The sequence below is a fragment of the Vibrio sp. SCSIO 43133 genome, assembly GCF_023716845.1.
In the GTDB taxonomy this organism is placed as follows: domain Bacteria; phylum Pseudomonadota; class Gammaproteobacteria; order Enterobacterales; family Vibrionaceae; genus Vibrio; species Vibrio mediterranei.
Genome location: NZ_CP068024.1, coordinates 2,520,660 through 2,539,450, shown reverse-complemented (window position 1 = coordinate 2,539,450; position 18,791 = coordinate 2,520,660). Strand labels below are relative to the sequence as shown.

General features: G+C 45.2%; 14 protein-coding genes. 7 read left to right on the top strand and 7 right to left on the bottom strand.

Going from position 1 to position 18,791, the window contains the following annotated elements:
* Window positions 1–46: 46 nt before the first annotated feature.
* Both JKJ11_RS11920 and metG read right to left on the bottom strand, forming a co-directional pair.
* Complete coding sequence (locus tag JKJ11_RS11920) at window positions 47–853, bottom strand: hypothetical protein (RefSeq protein ID WP_124940081.1); 807 nt, start codon at window positions 851–853, stop codon at window positions 47–49.
* 201 nt (window positions 854–1,054) lie between these two features.
* On the bottom strand, window positions 1,055–3,121 hold the full coding sequence (gene metG, locus JKJ11_RS11915; protein ID WP_062457845.1) for a methionine--tRNA ligase: 2,067 nt from the start codon (window positions 3,119–3,121) through the stop codon (window positions 1,055–1,057).
* 167 nt (window positions 3,122–3,288) lie between these two features.
* Here metG and apbC point away from each other — a divergent pair, with 167 nt between their 5' ends.
* From apbC to JKJ11_RS11900, 3 genes are all read left to right on the top strand, one after another.
* A complete protein-coding gene (gene apbC / locus JKJ11_RS11910) occupies window positions 3,289–4,365 on the top strand; it encodes an iron-sulfur cluster carrier protein ApbC (protein WP_252038240.1) in 1,077 nt (358 codons plus the stop codon).
* A gap of 203 nt (window positions 4,366–4,568) precedes the next feature.
* Complete coding sequence (gene udk / locus JKJ11_RS11905; protein WP_006070044.1) at window positions 4,569–5,210, top strand: uridine kinase; 642 nt, start codon at window positions 4,569–4,571, stop codon at window positions 5,208–5,210.
* Window positions 5,211–5,367: 157 nt separating this feature from the next.
* Complete coding sequence (locus JKJ11_RS11900; RefSeq protein ID WP_252038239.1) at window positions 5,368–7,476, top strand: AsmA family protein; 2,109 nt, start codon at window positions 5,368–5,370, stop codon at window positions 7,474–7,476.
* Window positions 7,477–7,563: 87 nt separating this feature from the next.
* Here JKJ11_RS11900 and JKJ11_RS11895 read toward each other — a convergent pair whose 3' ends face one another.
* The 3 genes from JKJ11_RS11895 to cobO all read right to left on the bottom strand — a co-directional run bounded on the left by JKJ11_RS11895 (window position 7,564) and on the right by cobO (window position 10,214).
* A complete protein-coding gene (locus JKJ11_RS11895) occupies window positions 7,564–7,857 on the bottom strand; it encodes a hypothetical protein (protein ID WP_031496837.1) in 294 nt (97 codons plus the stop codon).
* Between the two features lie 217 nt (window positions 7,858–8,074).
* Window positions 8,075–9,283 carry a NupC/NupG family nucleoside CNT transporter gene (locus JKJ11_RS11890; protein WP_063606545.1) on the bottom strand — a complete coding sequence of 403 codons (1,209 nt, stop codon included), beginning with the start codon at window positions 9,281–9,283 and terminating at the stop codon, window positions 8,075–8,077.
* A gap of 322 nt (window positions 9,284–9,605) precedes the next feature.
* A complete protein-coding gene (gene cobO, locus JKJ11_RS11885) occupies window positions 9,606–10,214 on the bottom strand; it encodes a cob(I)yrinic acid a,c-diamide adenosyltransferase (protein WP_198558105.1) in 609 nt (202 codons plus the stop codon).
* 96 nt (window positions 10,215–10,310) lie between these two features.
* Here cobO and JKJ11_RS11880 point away from each other — a divergent pair, with 96 nt between their 5' ends.
* Complete coding sequence (locus JKJ11_RS11880) at window positions 10,311–10,760, top strand: low molecular weight protein-tyrosine-phosphatase (protein WP_252038238.1); 450 nt, start codon at window positions 10,311–10,313, stop codon at window positions 10,758–10,760.
* A 51-nt stretch (window positions 10,761–10,811) separates the two neighbouring features.
* Here JKJ11_RS11880 and ansA read toward each other — a convergent pair whose 3' ends face one another.
* Window positions 10,812–11,825 carry an asparaginase gene (gene ansA / locus JKJ11_RS11875; RefSeq protein WP_006070050.1) on the bottom strand — a complete coding sequence of 338 codons (1,014 nt, stop codon included), beginning with the start codon at window positions 11,823–11,825 and terminating at the stop codon, window positions 10,812–10,814.
* 113 nt (window positions 11,826–11,938) lie between these two features.
* On the bottom strand, window positions 11,939–13,792 hold the full coding sequence (gene sppA, locus JKJ11_RS11870) for a signal peptide peptidase SppA (protein ID WP_006070051.1): 1,854 nt from the start codon (window positions 13,790–13,792) through the stop codon (window positions 11,939–11,941).
* 298 nt (window positions 13,793–14,090) lie between these two features.
* Here sppA and JKJ11_RS11865 point away from each other — a divergent pair, with 298 nt between their 5' ends.
* The 3 genes from JKJ11_RS11865 to JKJ11_RS11855 all read left to right on the top strand — a co-directional run bounded on the left by JKJ11_RS11865 (window position 14,091) and on the right by JKJ11_RS11855 (window position 18,787).
* Window positions 14,091–16,094, top strand: a complete 2,004-nt coding sequence (locus JKJ11_RS11865; RefSeq protein ID WP_198558096.1) for an NADPH-dependent 2,4-dienoyl-CoA reductase — start codon at window positions 14,091–14,093, stop codon at window positions 16,092–16,094.
* A 91-nt stretch (window positions 16,095–16,185) separates the two neighbouring features.
* Entirely contained in the window at window positions 16,186–16,734 is a 549-nt protein-coding gene (locus tag JKJ11_RS11860; protein WP_252038237.1) for an NAD(P)H nitroreductase, read from the top strand.
* A 100-nt stretch (window positions 16,735–16,834) separates the two neighbouring features.
* Complete coding sequence (locus JKJ11_RS11855; protein ID WP_252038236.1) at window positions 16,835–18,787, top strand: DNA topoisomerase III; 1,953 nt, start codon at window positions 16,835–16,837, stop codon at window positions 18,785–18,787.
* The last annotated feature ends 4 nt before the right edge of the window (window positions 18,788–18,791 follow it).

The window sequence follows — 18,791 nt, the reverse complement described above, 5'->3', positions numbered from 1 at the left end:
TGAAAAGGCCACAATTGTGGCCTTTTTTGTGAGTGCAAGTCTTGCTTCAGACGATGACCGAATTGGGAATCGGCTGGTATAGTTCTTCTGCTAGCTCTTTAATGATGCCATCGTAGTTGGTGAATATAAGTTCAGAGAGCTCCGACGTGAGCTGATACATAAATTCTTTATCGAGCTCGGCTTTCGGATGGTCAATCAACGCCTCTATTTTTCCTATGGCAGTGCTGTACATAGGAGAAGGAATAGACAGCGGACCAACTAAGCTAAGTTGGTTAACCTTGCGATGGATTTGATTGCAGTAATGCAAGGCGCGTTGTTTGCCGAGCTCAGAGTCAATGCTATCAATACAAAGTCTTAACTGAGTTAGGCAATCAAGCGAGTCAATAACACTTTGCCATAGAGTACGATACTCTTGTTCTAAGTCCTCTCTTTCCACAGCCATCAACCAAGCAACCAGAATGTCATCAATCAGCAGTAATGTCTGGCGGATGAGCTTGCCATGTACAATTTGGTTTTTGTTGACGCTGTGTTTCTTCCAAGAACGACTTAACAGCTTAATATTGCTGTGCAGCACACGGTACATAGGTTTGTTGTCGAAGTGAGCAATGTCAGTCAATGCAAGACAGCACTCTTCCATTGCGACTTCAATTTTCTGTAGCTGCTTATTCTTCTTCTGCTCAAACATCAATGTGTAGTGAGTAGCGGTACGGTGCTGTCTGACTAATGTGACTAACTCACGTAAATGAACGATGAGTTGATATTTACGCTCAGTTTTTGCCTCGGTGACTTTGGCATATCGATAGATTGCTGCAAGTATGGCTAAAGATAGAAGTAGAGACAGTAATACAAACATAACGACCTCCTTTGTCGAACAATATCTACTGTCTATGTCTCAGCAAGCTCAATGCCAATTGATTATCCCATTGAAAACAATGGCTTATATATTAGTCAATCAATGGGAATGCGACTAATTGGTGCAAATGCACATTTTGTGCGAATTCTGTCACAAAAAAAAGCCAGCACGAAGGCTGGCTTTTAGTCATAAAAGAGTCGGTTACATCACTCGCATACCTGGTTGAGCGCCTTCATGCGGTTCAAGTATCCAAAGATCGCTGCCACCTGGTCCTGCAGCTAGGATCATGCCTTCAGACATGCCAAACTTCATCTTACGAGGTTTTAGGTTTGCAACCATCACGGTTAGCTTACCCTCAAGCTCTTCTGGCTTGTACGCGGACTTAATTCCTGAGAATACTTGACGTGTTTCACCACCAATATCAAGCTGGAATTTCAATAGCTTGTTTGCTTTTGGCACTTCTTCGCAAGAGATGATACGAGCAATACGCATGTCAACTTTAGCAAAAGCATCAAACTCGATCTCTTCTGCAATTGGGTCTTTGCTTAGTTCAGTTTCCGTCTTAGCTGCTTCCGCTTTTTCCTTCGCAGCTTGCTCTGCCGCTGCGTCTTCTTTAGACGCTTCGATCATTGCTTCTACTTTCTTAGGATCAATACGGTTGAACAGAGCCTTGAACTTAGTGATCTCATGAGCAGTGAGTGGCTGCGCGATGCCATCCCATGATAGCTCTTCGTTTAGGAAAGCTTCGGTGCGAGCAGCAAGAGCAGGCATTACAGGCTTGAGATAAGTCATCAGTACACGGAACAAGTTGATACCAACAGAGCAGATATCTTGTAGCTCTTGGTCTTTACCTTCTTCTTTCGCGACAACCCATGGCGCTTTTTCATCAACATATTGGTTTGCTTTGTCAGCAAGTGCAGTGATTTCACGAATTGCACGACCAAATTCGCGAGCTTCATACAACTCAGCAATGCGATCAGCGGCGGCTACAAATTCATTGTATAGCTCTGGCTCAGCGAAGTTTTCAGAAAGCTTGCCTTCGAAACGCTTAGTAATGAAACCTGCATTACGTGAAGCCAAGTTAACAATCTTATTCACCACATCGGCATTTACACGTTGCGTAAAGTCTTCAAGGTTAAGGTCAAGATCGTCGATACGGCTGTTCAGTTTTGCAGCGTAGTAGTAACGTAGACATTCTGGGTCTAGGTGGTCAAGGTAAGTGCTTGCTTTCACAAATGTACCTTTAGACTTAGACATTTTCGCGCCGTTAACCGTTACGTAGCCGTGAACGAATACGTTGTTTGGTTTGCGGAAACCAGAACCTTCAAGCATTGCAGGCCAGAACAAACTGTGGAAGTAAACAATGTCTTTACCAATGAAGTGGTAAAGCTCGGTGCTACTGTCTTTGTTCCAGTACTCTTCGAAGTCTAAGTCGTCACGCTTGTCACATAGGTTTTTGAATGAACCCATATAACCGATAGGTGCATCTAGCCACACGTAGAAGAACTTGTCTTTTTCGCCAGGGATTTCGAAACCGAAATACGGTGCATCGCGAGAGATGTCCCACTGTTGTAGACCAGATTCAAACCACTCTTGCATCTTGTTTGCAGTTTCAGTTTGAAGTGAGCCAGATCGAGTCCACTCTTTCAACATGCTTTCAAATTGAGGCAAGTCGAAGAAGAAGTGCTCAGAATCCTTCATGATTGGGGTTGCACCGGATACCGCAGACTTAGGGTTGATAAGTTCTGTTGGGCTGTATGTTTCACCACAGTTGTCACAGTTGTCACCGTATTGGTCTTCAGACTTACACTTAGGGCAAGTACCTTTAACAAAACGGTCTGGGAGGAACATCTCTTTCTCTGGGTCGAACAACTGAGAAATAGTGCGGCTTGAAATAAAGCCGTTCTTTTTCAATTCCAGATAGATGTGAGATGCAAGCTCGCGGTTCTCTTCTGAGTGCGTGCTGTGGTAGTTATCAAAACTGATATCGAAGCCAGCGAAATCTTTTTGGTGCTCTTCGCTAACTGCTGCGATCATTTCTTCTGGCGAGATCCCCATCTGCTGAGCTTTCAGCATGATTGGTGTGCCGTGAGCGTCATCAGCACAAATGAAGTTTACTACGTTGCCACGTAGACGTTGGTAGCGCACCCAGATATCCGCTTGGATATGCTCAAGCATATGTCCTAAGTGAATAGAACCGTTAGCGTACGGTAGCGCGCAAGTGACCAACAGTTTCCTTGAGTTAAGGTTTCTTGGATCGGTTGCCATACTTTAGTTTCGCTTTCTTTATTCAGAGTAAAATATTCGCTAATACTACATGATGACTGCCATGACTCCAAGGTATCCAGAGTCAATCCCCATAACTTTTTTGGGGTTCTGGTTCTGGCGACGTAATGCTAATCTTAACAGGACTAAAAAATAATAAGGAAAGCAAGATGCGCACGTTCGAATCAAAACAAGATTTTTGCCAGTGGCTCGGGGAGTTTCACGGGGAAAACCTAAAACTGGGTTGGAGCGAGTCACCGGATGTAGTGTCTGTATCGGCATCTGGTGAATTTCAGATTACGTTGCCTTTCGCTAATCAATCACTGATTTCAGAGCTGACGACTTGGATTAAAACGCAGCAACAATCAAACCAAGTGGCAGCATTTGAGTTTTCTGTATCAAGCCAAGTGAAAGCACTAGAAACTACGGTGGCGTCAGAAATCAAAGGCGTGAAGAACGTTATAGCGGTCACGTCCGCAAAAGGAGGGGTCGGGAAATCGACAACAGCGGTCAACCTAGCGCTTGCCATCAGTAAGCTTGGGGCGAAGGTAGGTATTCTTGATGCCGACGTCTATGGACCATCAATTCCGATGATGTTTGGGCAAATCAATGCGCATCCCGAAGTCCGCGACGGAAAGTGGATGCAACCAATTGCCGCGCACGGCATTTATACTCAATCTATCGGTTACCTTATTAGCTCTGATGATGCGGCGATTTGGCGCGGTCCGATGGCATCCAAAGCGTTAGCTCAGCTGCTTAATGAAACCGAATGGCCAGAACTTGATTATCTGGTGATTGATATGCCGCCAGGTACTGGTGATATCCAACTTACCCTGTCTCAACAGATCCCGGTAACTGGCGCATTGATTGTCACCACCCCACAAGACTTAGCGCTAGCAGATGCTATCAAAGGTGCCGCTATGTTTGAAAAAGTGTCTGTTCCTGTGGTGGGCATCGTCGAAAATATGAGTTATCACATTTGTAGCCAATGTGGCTCGAAAGAACATATTTTTGGCGCAGGTGGTGCTGAATGGATGGCTTCGAAATTCGGTCTTAACCTGCTGGGCCAAGTTCCGCTTCATATTGATATTCGAGAATCCATTGATAATGGTGCGCCAACTGTGGTGTCCAATCCAGATGGAGAGCATGCTCAGATCTACACACAATTGGCTGAAAGAGTATGTGCAGACCTGTATTGGAATGGAAAAGCGAAACCGGAATCCATCTTGTTTAAAATGGTGGAATAACGGAGAAACCGAGCTAGTTGTGAGCTCGGTTTCTTATTGCCTTCTACTTTGTAAAATGAAGTAATCGATTGCAATTTCCTATTTCTTGAGCGAGGGCAAAATTGGGCATCAAATAAGTGAGATCTCGACTAGTATCTAAGGGTTGATGTCCATATAATTACCCGGTTTTGTCCTCACCACCATATATGTACTAGGTGCAAAGAATGTCTGATAATAATCAATGTGTCATCGTAGGTATCGCTGGCGCTTCTGCTTCCGGAAAAAGCCTCATTGCGAGCACAATCTATAACGAACTTCGCGAGAAGGTAGGCGACCATCAAATCGGAGTGATCACGGAAGATTGTTACTACAATGACCAAGGTCATTTGAGTATGGAAGAGCGTGTAAAAACGAACTACGACCATCCAAGTGCACTGGATCATGACTTGCTTTGTGACCATCTTGAAAAGCTGATTCAAGGCGAAGCGGTAGAAGTGCCAGAATACAGCTACTCCGAGCACACTCGCACTGATAACACTACGTCGATGACACCAAAGAAAGTGATCATCCTTGAAGGCATTCTTCTTCTGACTGATCCTCGTCTTCGCAAGCTAATGCATGCGACGGTATTTATGGATACTCCGCTTGATATCTGTCTACTGCGTCGCGTTAAACGTGATGTTGAAGAGCGTGGACGTACCATGGAATCCGTTCTTCAGCAGTACCAAAAAACGGTTCGTCCTATGTTTATGCAGTTTATTGAACCGTCAAAACAGTACGCTGATATTATCGTTCCACGTGGCGGTAAAAACCGTATTGCGATCGATGTACTTAAAGCACACATCGCAAAGCTGTTAAAAGCGTAATCCTTACAATATTCGGATTGAATTCTTACGTTATAAGTAACCAAACTGTTCTATACTGAACGGGTGCACGTATAACGTTTAAATTGCTTTATTTTTTAATAGATTAGTGGCACTTTATGTGCCACTTTTTGTTTTCCGCTTTGCAAGGAAGATGCGAATGAAAAAACTACTCCTTATCTTGGCGATCCCGATTGTGCTTATCGTCGTCGCTATCGCCGCCTTGGTGATGTTTGTAAACCCTAATCAGTTCAAACCTATGATAACTGAGCAGGTTCAGGCACAAACTGGTCTAGAACTTGAAATAAGCGGTGACATCAGTTGGCAGTTCTTCCCTTCACTTGGATTTGAACTTGGTCAAACAAATCTCAAGAATCCTCAGGGCTTTAAGAATCCCAATCTATTCAGTGTCAGCCAAGTTGGCGTGAGTGTTGGGGTGATGCCTCTGCTCGATAAAACCCTAGAAATTGGTTCTGTGACGCTTGATGGTGCGCAAGTTCATTTAGAAACACTAAAAGACGGAACGTCTAACTTGGACGCATTGACTGCCGCTAGCAAAGAGGCTGAATCTGCAACCCCAGCCGATAAGGCAGCGACCGAGCCTGAGACTACGTCGTCCGCGTCTGCCGCACAAGGTTGGAGCATTTCACTTTCTGGTGTGACGGTGTCCAATGCGTTACTTGAGATTTCTAACGAAGAAACAGGGTCATTTACCAAGCTTTATGATGTCGGTTTAAATGTCTCTCAGTTCGCAGCAGACCAATGGACTACAGCCGACTTTGATTTGAAAGGTCAAAACAACGACCAGAGTTTTACTGCTAAAGGTACTGCAGACTTTAAGTTGAGCAAGGACTTTGCTGAGTACGCACTGAAAAACATCAAGTTTGATGCTACATATCAAGATACGGTTAATAATGTTGAGCAAGCTCAGCTTACGGTAGCGACATTCGAATTTGATAAACCAAACAGTATTGAGTTTGCGGTTAAAGGTAAAACGCCAGATCTTAGCTTCGATGCCAAAGGTGGTACGTCATTTGAAATTGATAAAGCGATGACCATGCTTAAGTTAAGCGCGTTGACACTTGACTCTACCTTAGAGGGTAAACCACTACCTCAATCTCCAATGAAAGTTGGTATGTCATCAGATCTTAGCTTTGATCTTAAGAAGAACTTCTTGAACTTTGTGCTTCAAAAACTATCACTCAATAAAATGGAGCTAGATGGGAAGGCGACTGTTCAATTGGCTGATATTCCGAAAGTCCGCTTCTCACTGCATAGTCCTAATATTGATCTTGATGAGTTCTTAGGATTAAACCAAACTCAGACCGGCAATAAAACAGCCAATGCTGGTGGCCAGCCAACCGCTTCTTCAGGCAAATCTGCACCTGTGAAAGAGGTAGAACCTGACTTAAGTGCACTTAAAGGCTTGGATGTAAAAGGCAGTGTAACGATTGATAAGTTTAAAGCGGCTAATGCGCACATGCAGAAAGTAAAAGCCGACTTTTATGTTAATCGTGGCGTAGCAGAACTAACGTCATTTAGTTCTCAACTGTATAGCGGATCAATTACAGCAAAAGCAAAACTGGATGCGCGTAAATCACCAGCATCTTATAGTGCCGTGAAGCGTATTAAAGGCGTAAAAGTACAACCGCTTCTAAAAGATGTTGCTAACAACGACATGCTCGAAGGCACCGGCAATATCGATGTGAATGTTACAGGTAGGAGCTTAACCCCAACGGGTATTAAGAAAAATCTAGCGGGTACGGTGAAGATCAATTTTGCTGATGGTGCCGTCAATGGTATCAACGTTGCACAGATTATCAGAGAAAATTATGCTCGCTTTAAAGGTCAGTCTGTTGAAGCTGAAAAAGGGCCTAAGAAAACCGACTTTAGCGCGATGAAAGCTACACTCAAGCTAGCCAAAGGTGTCGTATCCACCAAAGATATGTCAGCAGAATCGCCGCTATTGCGTATTCAAGGTGAAGGATCTGCGAATTACATTAATGAGACGGTCGACTTTTTGGTGCGCACTTCTATCGTAGGGACATTGGAAGGGCAAGGTGGTCAAAGCATTACGGAGCTGCGTGATGTTACGATTCCAATCAAGGTGACCGGCGCTTGGACTGATCCAAAGTTCGCTCTTGTGTTTGACGATGTGTTGAAACAGAAAGCTCAAAAAGAAGTAGAACGCGCGACTGAGCGTCTTGGTATTAAAGATGAAAAGACCAAGAAAGCCGTCGATGGGCTACTAAAAGGGCTGTTTAACTAAACTAGCCAGCTACAAGTAAAGCCAATGCCAGCGTGTATCACGCTGGCATTTTTCGTATTGGCGGAACGAATTACGTTAGAGATGTTGCTACCAATGGCAGTCAAGATCTTGCTCTTCTTCGAGCTCCTCAACTGCTAGAAGCTGCCATGATTCTATAAGTGCTGTGGCAGCGGCCATTGTGATAGTTTTGTATAAGTTGTGAGTAGCATGGGTAGGCAAGCCGTCATGTTGCAGAGTAATCGAATAGCTACTCTCATGTTGGCTCTTTTCGATATTTTCCCAGTCTTGCTTTAACTGTTTGATAGGTTGAGTTGTACTTTGGCCAAGTATAAATCGGTGCTCATTACTACCAATCCATAGGATCAAACGACCACTTTCCATGAAACTCTCCTTGTTATCATGATGTTGTGTTTGTGTTAATTTAACCAATTGTGACGACAGTTTCACGCCAAGTTGATTGTCTGATTGTACCTAAATGGGGTGACAGAGTGTTGTTGCTGGGAGAGGAGTCAGTAAGAATTAAGGCGAGGATAGCAGATTTAAAGTACTAACAAGCTGACACTTTAAACTGCTACCCTGAAGGCAGTTTTACCTTGCGTTAAAGCGCAATGAAAATGCCCGCTAAACAAGCACTCATCAGGTTGGCTAACGTACCGGCTAGCACGGCTTTAAGGCCCAGGCTTGCCACGTCAGAGCGGCGCTCCGGTGACATTACACCAATAGACCCTAGTTGAATGGCAATAGAGCCAATGTTGGCGAAACCGCAAAGAGCGAATATAACGATAACTTGGCTGTGCTCCGATAAGCTAGCTTGATGCTGAATGAAGTCGATGAAAGCAACAAATTCGTTCATGACTACCTTTTGGCCGATAAATGACCCTGCCATCAGCATCTCACTTTGATCGACACCAATAAGCCAAGCTACTGGAGCGAAGAGGTAACCGAATAGCAGTTGTAATGTGATTCCTTGCGCACCAAACAGCTCCGCTATGGATTCAATAGCGGCGTTAGCCATCGCAATAACACTGACAAAAGCGATAAGCATCGTACCCACTGCGACCGCAACTTTTACTCCGTTCATTGCCCCCGCTGCTAAGGCATCAATCACATTACTTTGATCGCCAGTATCTAAGTCGACAGAGTCATGAGCTACCGGAGTTTGTTGCTCAGGTACGATAAGCTTAGCCATCATTAGGGATCCTGGCGCAGCCATAAAGCTTGCCGCGATTAAGTACTTTAGCTCTACGCCTAACCCGGCGTAACCACCAAGAACACTCCCTGCCACAGACGCCATTCCGCCCGCCATGACTGCGAACAGTTCCGAGCGTGTCATAGTTGCAAGGAAAGGACGAATAAGCAGTGGGGACTCACCTTGTGATAGGAATATGTTGCCGGTTGCCACCAACGATTCCGCTTTGCTTGTTCCCAAGAACTTCTGAATTAAACCACCGAGTACACGGATTACCGCTTGCATGATGCCAAGGTAGTAAAGTGCCGAAATAAGAGCGCTAATAACGATGATGATAGGAAGAACACGGATGGCAAAAATAAAGCCTTCAGAAGCTAAATCACCAAATAGAAATTGAATACCAACGTCGGAGAAGCTCAGTACTTTGGCAACACCAGAACTCATTGCGCCAAGAACATGTTGACCAAAAGGAATGTAAAGAACAAAAGCAGCAAACAATGTTTGAAGGAGGAGTGCGCGTAATACGGTATTCCAGTTAATTGCTTTACGGTTTTCTGAGAAAATAAAACCGATGGCTAACAACGAGATAATGCCCACAAAGCCAAACAGGATAGTCATTAACATTGGGTCACCTCACCGTAGCTTAGACAGTTAAGCATGGAATACGATGACCAAGAGGAAACAGCGGAAAGCTGAGGAAACCACGGATTGTGGTAACTGAAGATAAATTTGCCCATTTTTATACCCTTTACAAGCGTGGAGATTGCAGCTGGTCCAAATCCTTGGGTCGTTCACAGTTCCTTGGTGACGGCTTGTATTGGTGTATAGCTAGAAGATTACGCAACAATGCGAAGTGCCCTAGCAAACGGGAGGGCAGTATACAGTAAAAAATGAGACTTACATCTCATTTTTTACTCTTTTGGTTCGATTGGCTAGAACATCACCAATCGACACCTTTTAGCGCTTTTATGCCTGATTCGAAGGCGTGTTTGACATTTTTAACCTCTGAAACGGTATCTGCAATGTCTATGAGCGTTCGGTGGGCACCGCGACCTGTGATAATGACAGATTGCATTTTAGGTCGGTTGGTTAACGCTTCTACTACTTCTTCCAAATCGATATAGCCGTAGCTCACCATGTAGGTCAGCTCGTCAAATAGAACCACGTCAAGTGATTCGTCTTTAAGCATGCGTTTACATTCTTGCCAAACTAACTGAGCTGCTTCCGTGTCAGCGGTTTTGTTTTGGGTCTCCCAAGTAAAGCCTGTTGCCATCACTTGAAACTCAACACCTAACTTCTCGAGTAGGTTACGTTCGCCGTTATCCCATGTTCCTTTGATAAACTGAGCAACCGCGCACTGCTTTCCATGACCAACGGCTCGAGCAATGGTACCAAAGCCAGATGTTGACTTGCCCTTACCGTTTCCGGTGATGACTAACAACAAACCTTTTTCTTCTTGAGCGTTGGCGATCTTCTTATCAACGTTTTCTTTTACTTTCTGTTGTCGTGCTTTATGACGATCTTGTTTTTGCTCTTCGGAGAGTGACATGGTGATTCCTTATGTTTAGCTGCTAGTCCTCTGTGTTCGGTATATGATAATGAAATAGAAACAGAAAAAAACAAGACAAAGTTCAGGGGTAATAGGATGAAAAAGATATTGGTGGTCTGCATGGGCAATATTTGTCGCTCGCCAACGGGCGAAGCGGTATTACGCTCTAGAGCAGCGAATCAAGGGGTTGAGGTCCTTATCGATTCAGCAGGGACGATTGGCTACCATCACGGTGATGCCCCTGATAGGCGAGCGCAAGCCGCTGGTGAAGCTCGTGGTTACTCGTTTTCTGGAATAAAAGCGCGACAAGTGACAGATGAAGACTTTGAGATCTTTGACATGATTCTAGCCGCAGATAAGGATAACTTGGCCGACCTTAAACAACGTTGTCCTCAACATCTCAAGTACAAACTTTCGTTGTTTCTTAGCCATGGTTCTTCATCTTATAGTGAGATCCCAGACCCTTACTATGGAGGAGAGCAGGGCTTTGAGTTGGTGTTGGATCTGATTGAAGAAGCGGCCGATGCAGTGTTAGCTAAAGTCTAATGGCAAAAAACGCAGCTTAGCTGCGTTTTTAGAATGATCAATAGTAAGGATTTATTTGCTCATTTCGCCACGTAGCACTTCTAACATTTGGGCTTTGACTTCTTCGTAGCCCAAGTTTTGGCTAAGTAGATAGTGTAGCTTGGCTAGAGCCGCTTCTGGGGTCATGTCAAAACCACTTATAACTCCGGCATCGGCTAGGGCACAACCAGTGGCATAACCGCCCATATTGACTTTACCTGCTAGACATTGGGTAAGGTTGACCACAATCACGCCACGTTCAGAGGCTTCTTTTAGGTGTGCGAGAAGCTCAGGGTTTTGTGGCGCATTACCAACACCGAAAGTTAGCAATATCATAGCGTTAACAGGTTGAAGTAGCGTGTTACGAATCACTTCATGTGAGATGCCAGGGTACATAGTAATGACCCCAATAGGCTGTGGTGTGATGTCGTGTACTTTAAACTTGCCCTCAGGCATTTTGTTCAGTTCTACACCACTACCTAACTGAATATTGATACCCGCCTCTAAAATCGGCGACATGTTTGGAGACGTAAACGCGTTGAAACCATCGGCGTGAGATTTGGTACTGCGGTTACCGCGCATTAGTTGATTATTGAAGAACAGTGTGACTTCGTTAATCGGATAGTTAGCCGCAATGTGCAGTGCATTCAGCAGGTTAGCTTGTCCATCAGAGCGTAGCTCCGCTAAAGGAATCTGTGATCCGGTGACAATGACTGGCTTACCTAGATTTTCTAGCATAAACGATAGTGCCGATGCGGTATACGCCATCGTATCGGTGCCATGCAGAATAACGAAGCCGTCATAGTTGTCATAGTTATCACGAATATCGTCAGCAATCTGTTGCCAATCTGCAGGTGTCATGTCTGAAGAGTCAATCAACGGGTCGTATTCGTGAATAGTAAACTCTGGCATTTCAGGGCGATGGAATTCCGGCATACTAGCCAGTTGCTTTTCCATAAAACCGGCGACGGGAATATAGCCGTGATCGGACTTTTGCATGCCGATGGTGCCGCCAGTGTACGCAATATAGATGTGTTTTCTTGTCATGCCAGGGATCGCTTTATTATCAAGGGGAACAGATGCAGGCGATTATAACCAAAACAAACAAAAGAGCCACCGATTGGTGGCTCTAGATAAATGAATTTGTTAGCTCGGCATGCCTACTGGATATTACAGGTCAAGCACAGTACGTACTGGCCTTTTGGGTCGTTAAAGCTTTCCAGCAAACTGGCTTGTTGTTGCAACTGAGTTGCGACAGGCAGTAAGCTTTGTGGGACCCAAGCTGATATGTCGAGTCCAAGACTCACTTTCACCTGCTGCATAATATCTTGGACGAACTGTTGCGCTGGGCTTAACGGTTCTTCGACCCAGTAGATATCGTACTTCTCCATACCTCCGAGTTCAGCAGCGAGAGCGACAGCATCATCAAAATCGCCAATCTGGTCAACCAAGCCTCGCTCTAATGCGTCTTTACCGGTCCATACTCGACCTTGCGCGACAGAGTCGACATCCGTGACAGACATGTTGCGGTTATTCGCGACTAACGTAATGAAGCGCTTATATCCATTTTCGATGCCCATTTGGAATGCTTTTGACGCGCCTTCACTGATGCCTGTGGTTACACCAACGCCTGAGAAGGGTGATGTACCAACGCCATCGGTATTAATCCCAATATTGTTTAACCCTTTCTCGAAGGTTGTTACCACACTAAAGATACCGATTGAACCAGTGATGGTCGTTGGCTGTGCCATGATCTTATTAGCGTTCATAGAAATCCAATAACCACCGGAGGCAGCAACACTCGACATGGACACTACGACAGGCTTACCAGCATCGCGCAGCGCTTGAACCTCGTTGCGAATCACTTCTGAAGCAAACGCACTTCCACCTGGGCTATCAACACGCAATACCACTGACTTAACGGAGTCGTTTTCACGAGCCTGTTTGAGAAGGGCTGCTGTTGTATCACCGCCGACAGTACCACGCGGTTGCTCACCATCCATGATGGTGCCGCTCGCTACGATGACGGCAACTTGGTTATCTGGCTGCTTTGGTAGGTCATATGGCATGGATGCCAAGTACTCGTAATAACCCACAGCGTTAAAGCCACCATCGCCGTCGCTACCAAATGCCTCGACCATAGCCTGATTGACTTGCTGTTTGGTAACAAGTTCGTCGACCAATCCTAGTTGCTTAGATAATGCGGCTAAATCGCCGTCAGCAGCTTCTAGTTCTTTAAGAAATTCATCCATGGTTGGCGTTAAAACGCTGGTTTCGATTTGACGGTTAGAGGCAACATCATCTACGTAAGCGCCCCATAGCTGTGAAACCCAGCGAGTGGCAGATTCTTTCGCTGCATCAGACATGTCATCACGAAGGAATGGCTCGACCGCGGATTTGTAAGTCCCGACTCTGAATACATGAGTTGTCACATCGAGTTTTTCGAGTAACGTCTTGTAGTACATTGAGTACGCGCTGTAGCCTTTGATAAGTACCGCACCATCAGGAGCAAGGTAGACTTTGTCGGCATAGCTGGCTAGATAGTATTGACTTTGATTGTAGAAAGCACCGTAGGCATAGATAGGCTTGCCTGTCGCCTTAAACTCATTCAACGCTTTAGCAATGTAGCGAAGTTTGGTTAAACTAGTTTCCGGCATGTCTCTCAACGATAGCACTAATCCTTTTACAGAATCATCAGTCGATGCGTGGCGGATTGAATCTACTATATCAAACAGAACGTTTTCTTTTGGAAGGTCGCGCCCGAACAGTGATCCAGTGACAGAATCCATAGGATTCACATAACTGCTTTGCTCGACGATAGGCCCAGAAATGTTCAGGACTAACGCTGACTCTTTTTTGACGGTAGCTGGCGCAGGTTCGACTTGAGTGAAAGCAAAATAGATCATTGCAATCACAGCAAAGAAGAGCAGGTTAATAATGGCAAGTCTGGTAAAGTTAATGACTTTCCAGAACCCTTTGAAGATCAAACCGATAAATCGAAATACTTTTTTCATCATCTCTCCACATCACCAATTGGTGAGTGTTTTTGTCCCTAAACATCAATTACTAGTGTAGCGTTGGCGTGGCAGATTCGCTGTATGAATAATGTAATTGTACATGCTTGTTGCCACTATCACTCAATCAAGGTTTTAAGTGAATAAAAATTAAAGACTTAACATACTAGATTAAGTTCAAATATTCAGGAAAAAATTTTTAATAATGTTGAGAAAATGTAAACGCTAGTTTGATTTTTTAACCTTTACATAATATTCTGGTCAGACCACAACTATAACAACGGAAGTGAAGTCTGCTATGTACCCGAACTTACTTAAGCCTCTGGATTTAGGATTTACCCAACTACGTAATCGTGTGCTGATGGGATCGATGCACACAGGTCTTGAAGAACACAAGGAAGGACTGCATAAGCTTGCTGCATTTTATGAAGAGCGAGCCAAAGGAGGAGTAGGCTTGATTGTCACTGGCGGATTTGCGCCAAACCTTCGCGGACGTCTTGCCCCTTTTGCTGCTGAATTTAGCAAGCCAAAACATGCCAAAGCGCATAAAGTTGTTACTGAGGCTGTGCATAAGCATGGCGGTAAAATCGCATTGCAAATTCTTCACGCTGGTCGTTATGGTTACCACCCGTTTTCACAAAGCGCATCGAAAATAAAATCACCTATTTCTCCTTTTGCACCTAGTGAAATGAGCAGCCGTCAAATCTGGAAGACTATCGACGCTTATGCAAACAGTGCATCACTGGCGCAAGAAGCAGGGTATGACGGTGTTGAAATCATGGGTTCGGAAGGTTACTTCATCAACCAGTTCATCTGTAAGCGCACCAATGTTCGCTACGATGAGTGGGGTGGTAGTTATGAAAACCGTATCCGCTTGCCGTTAGAAATCGTTAAAGCAGTAAGAGCGGCTGTGGGTAAAGAGTTTATTATCATTTTCCGACTCTCGATGCTGGATCTGGTCGAGCAAGGCAGTACTTTTGAAGAAGTGGTACAGCTTGGCCAGGCGCTTGAGCAGGCTGGCGTAACGATAATCAATACTGGTATTGGTTGGCACGAAGCGAAAGTACCGACGATTGCCACTCAAGTTCCTCGTGGTGCTTTCACCTGGGTAACCGAAAAAATCCGTCCTTATCTCAATGTGCCTGTTATCACGACTAACCGAATAAATACACCGGAAGAAGCCGAGCGGATACTTTCATCAGGGCACGCTGATATGGTCTCGATGGCGAGACCTTTCTTGGCCGACCCAAACTTTATCGCGAAGGCAGAGCAAGGCAAGTCACAACTAATCAATACGTGTATAGGTTGTAACCAAGCGTGCTTGGATAATGCATTCAAAGGCAAGCGCGCCACTTGTTTGGTCAACCCTCAAGCGTGTTATGAAACGGACTTAATCGTCAAGAAGACCGTAAATAGTAAGACCATTGCCGTTGTAGGTGCCGGACCTGCAGGATTAGCGTGTGCGACCATGTTGGCGGAAAAAGGCCATTCTGTGGATCTTTTCGAGAAGAGTGACCGCATTGGTGGCCAGTTCCGTTTAGCGATGCAAATCCCAGGTAAAGAAGAATTCAGAGAAACTATCCGTTACTTTGCCAACCGTATTGAAGAGACCGGCGTCAAGCTACATCTTGACACCGAAGCGACGTCTGACCTGCTACGCGAATATGATGAAGTAGTGATGGCGTCCGGTGTTCAGCCAAGAATGCCCAAGCTTGAAGGTATCGATAACCAAGATAAAGTCATCGACTATCAAACATTGATTCGCGATAAGACACCAGTAGGTGACAACGTGGCGATCATGGGGGCAGGCGGTATTGGGGTCGATGTTGCGAGCATGATTACTGAACCTCATGGTCAGACGTTAGATGACTGGTTACACGAATGGGGCATCGACAAAACCATCGAGCATCCAGGTGGTCTATTCCCATTCCCGGAAGAAGTGACCGATACCAATGTCTGGGTAATGCAGCGTAAAGAAGGCAGAGTAGGTAAAGGCCCGGGTAAAACGACAGGCTGGATCCACAAGAAAACCCTTGAAAAGAGAGGTGTACATCTTTTAGGTGGTGTGACTTATAACAAGATTGATGATCAAGGTCTGCACATTACTGTCAAAGGTGAAGAGCAGTTGATACCCGCAGATAAAGTGGTCATCTGCGCTGGACAAGAGTCTGTAAAACCATTCGAAGACCAGTGGCAAAGCTTTGGTGACAAATTGCATGTTATTGGTGGCGCTGACTATGCTGGTGAACTGGATGCGGTTAGAGCGATTCGCCAAGGTGTCGAATTAGCTGCCAAGCTATAAAGTACATTGAGAACAGTTCTCACTTTTGCTGTCATGACGTTAACGTTTTGTTATAATGAGCGTTATTACAACAAACAAAAAGGGAAGTGTTATGGATGCCCTAGAACTGTTACTCAATAGGCGGTCGATTGCTCGACTATCAGAACCGGCTCCTGAAGGAGAAGCGTTAGAAAATATTATTAGAGCGGGCTTGCGTGCTCCCGATCATGCAGGACTTACTCCTTGGCAGTTTGTGCTGGCGCAAGGTGATGGCAGACAGAAACTGGCTGATATCTTAAGTGATGCCGCTGCTCAAGTGGGCAGTGAGGAGGCGGTGATTGAAAAAGCTAAGAAAGCCCCTTTTCGTGCTCCTCTAGTAATCACCGTCATTGCGAAAGTGACGCAACATGACAAGGTACCCGCAATCGAGCAGCATCTTTCTGCTGGCTGTGCAGTTCAAGCAATGCAAATGGCGGCTGTAGCTCAAGGCTTCCAAGCATTCTGGCGTTCGGGCAAATGGATGTTTGATGAACACGTTCGTCGGGCGTTTGGCGTTGAGGGTGATGATCAAATCGTTGGCTTTCTCTACGTCGGTACGCCCGGATGTACACCAATGAAAGCGCCAGAGCGTGATTTAAATAAATACGTTAAGTTTCTATAATGGAATATTTAACTGGCTATTTATACAGTTTTTCTTGATTCTTAAAGGTAAGCTTAGTTAAGCTTACCTTTATTTTTTCAGATACCAGTGACCCTTCTCTATGACTCGTCTCTTTATTGCCGAAAAACCCAGCTTAGGGCGTGCTATTGCCGCCGCTTTGCCAAACCCTCAAAAGAAAGGCGACGGATTCATCCAATGTGGGAATGGTGATGTGGTCACATGGTGTATTGGTCATCTGCTTGAGCAGGTAGAGCCTGATGCCTACGATGAGCGTTATAAAAAGTGGAATCTGAATGATCTGCCTATCGTGCCAAATCAGTGGCAACTCAGACCTCGAAAAAGTGCTTCAAAACAGCTTACTGCGGTAAAGAAACTACTAAAAACGGCGACCAGTATTGTTAACGCGGGAGACCCAGATAGGGAAGGGCAACTTCTGGTTGATGAGGTGATCGACTACTGTAAGGTTCCGAAAGCCAAGAAAGATACTGCTCAGCGTTTGTTGATTAGCGATTTAAACCTTCCGGCGGTAAAAAAAGCGCTCAATTCTATGCGCATGAATCAAGAGTTTATTCCACTTTCGGTATCGGCATTAGCACGTTCACGAGCGGATTGGCTTTATGGGATGAATATGTCTCGGGCCTATACGCTTCTCGGACAAAAGGCGGGTTATCAAGGTGTGTTATCTGTTGGGCGAGTACAAACACCCGTGTTGGGATTGGTGGTTCGCCGTGATGAAGAAATCGAGAACTTTGTTCCCAAAGACTATTACACTTTGCACGCCTTGATTCCTTACCAAGATTCGCACGCGGCCTTTGACATTCGTGCCAAATGGAAACCAAGTGAAGCCTGCCAACCATGGCAAGATGAAGAAGGAAGAGTGCTGAATAAAAAGCTGGTGGAAAATGTCGCGAGTCGTATTCAAGGACAGCCAGCAACAGTCACTAAGTCAGAGCATAAGTCGACAAAACAGAATGCGCCTTTACCGTACTCTTTGTCTGCTTTACAGATTGATGCGGCCAAGCGTTTTAATATGAGCGCGCAACAAGTGTTGGATGTTTGTCAGGCTCTGTACGAGAAGCACAAACTGATTACCTATCCACGTTCTGATAACCGATATTTACCTAAAGATCATTTTTACCAAGCGAATGATGTCCTAAGTGCAATAAAGAACAATAGCAGAGAGCATGCTCAGGCGGTTGATGACGCGGACAGCAGTCGTAAGTCTAAAGCGTGGAACGACAGCAAAGTGGATGCACACCACGCTATTATTCCGACACCAAAGAAAACCAGCAGTGTGCTATCTGGGTTTGAAGAGAAAATCTATGGGTTGATCGCGCGTCAGTATTTAATGCAGTTTTATCCAGCCGCGGTGTACGCCGAAGCCATGTTAGAGTTCGATATTCAAGGTGGCTGTTTTATTGCTAAAGGCAAGCGCTTGCAGCAACCTGGGTGGCGAGTCTTGTTAGGGAACTCTGCTAATGAACAAGAGGATGGCGTAGATGCCGTTCCGCCTTTGGAAGTCGGTACCGAACTCATCTGTCGCGAAGGTGTGATCGCAGAGAAGAAAACCGAGCCACCAAGACATTTCACCGAGGCAACATTACTTCAGGCTATGACCGGTATCAGCCGATTCGTTGAAGACAAATCGCTGAAGAAAATCCTACGTGATACCGATGGTATCGGAACAGAAGCAACGCGTGCGGGTATTCTTGATACACTTTTTAAACGCAAGTTGCTTAATCGTCAGGGCAAGTCAGTTATTAGCACTTCTGCAGGAAGAGGTTTAATTCATGCGCTACCTGATGAATCGACCTATCCTGATATGACAGCACACTGGGAGTTTCAGCTGCAAGGCATGGCTGAGAAAACGCAGTCCTATACGCCATTTATGGCAGAGCTCAATAACCGCCTTGAACAGCTTATGCAACAAGTGAAGTCGGGTCCTGTGCCGGACTCTCTCAGAAATTTGCCCAAAGTTGAGAGACCGGCATTTAAGAAACGACGTTTTAGTAAGGGAAAAAAAGCGCCTAGTAAGACCAAGAGCCGCAGCTAATATC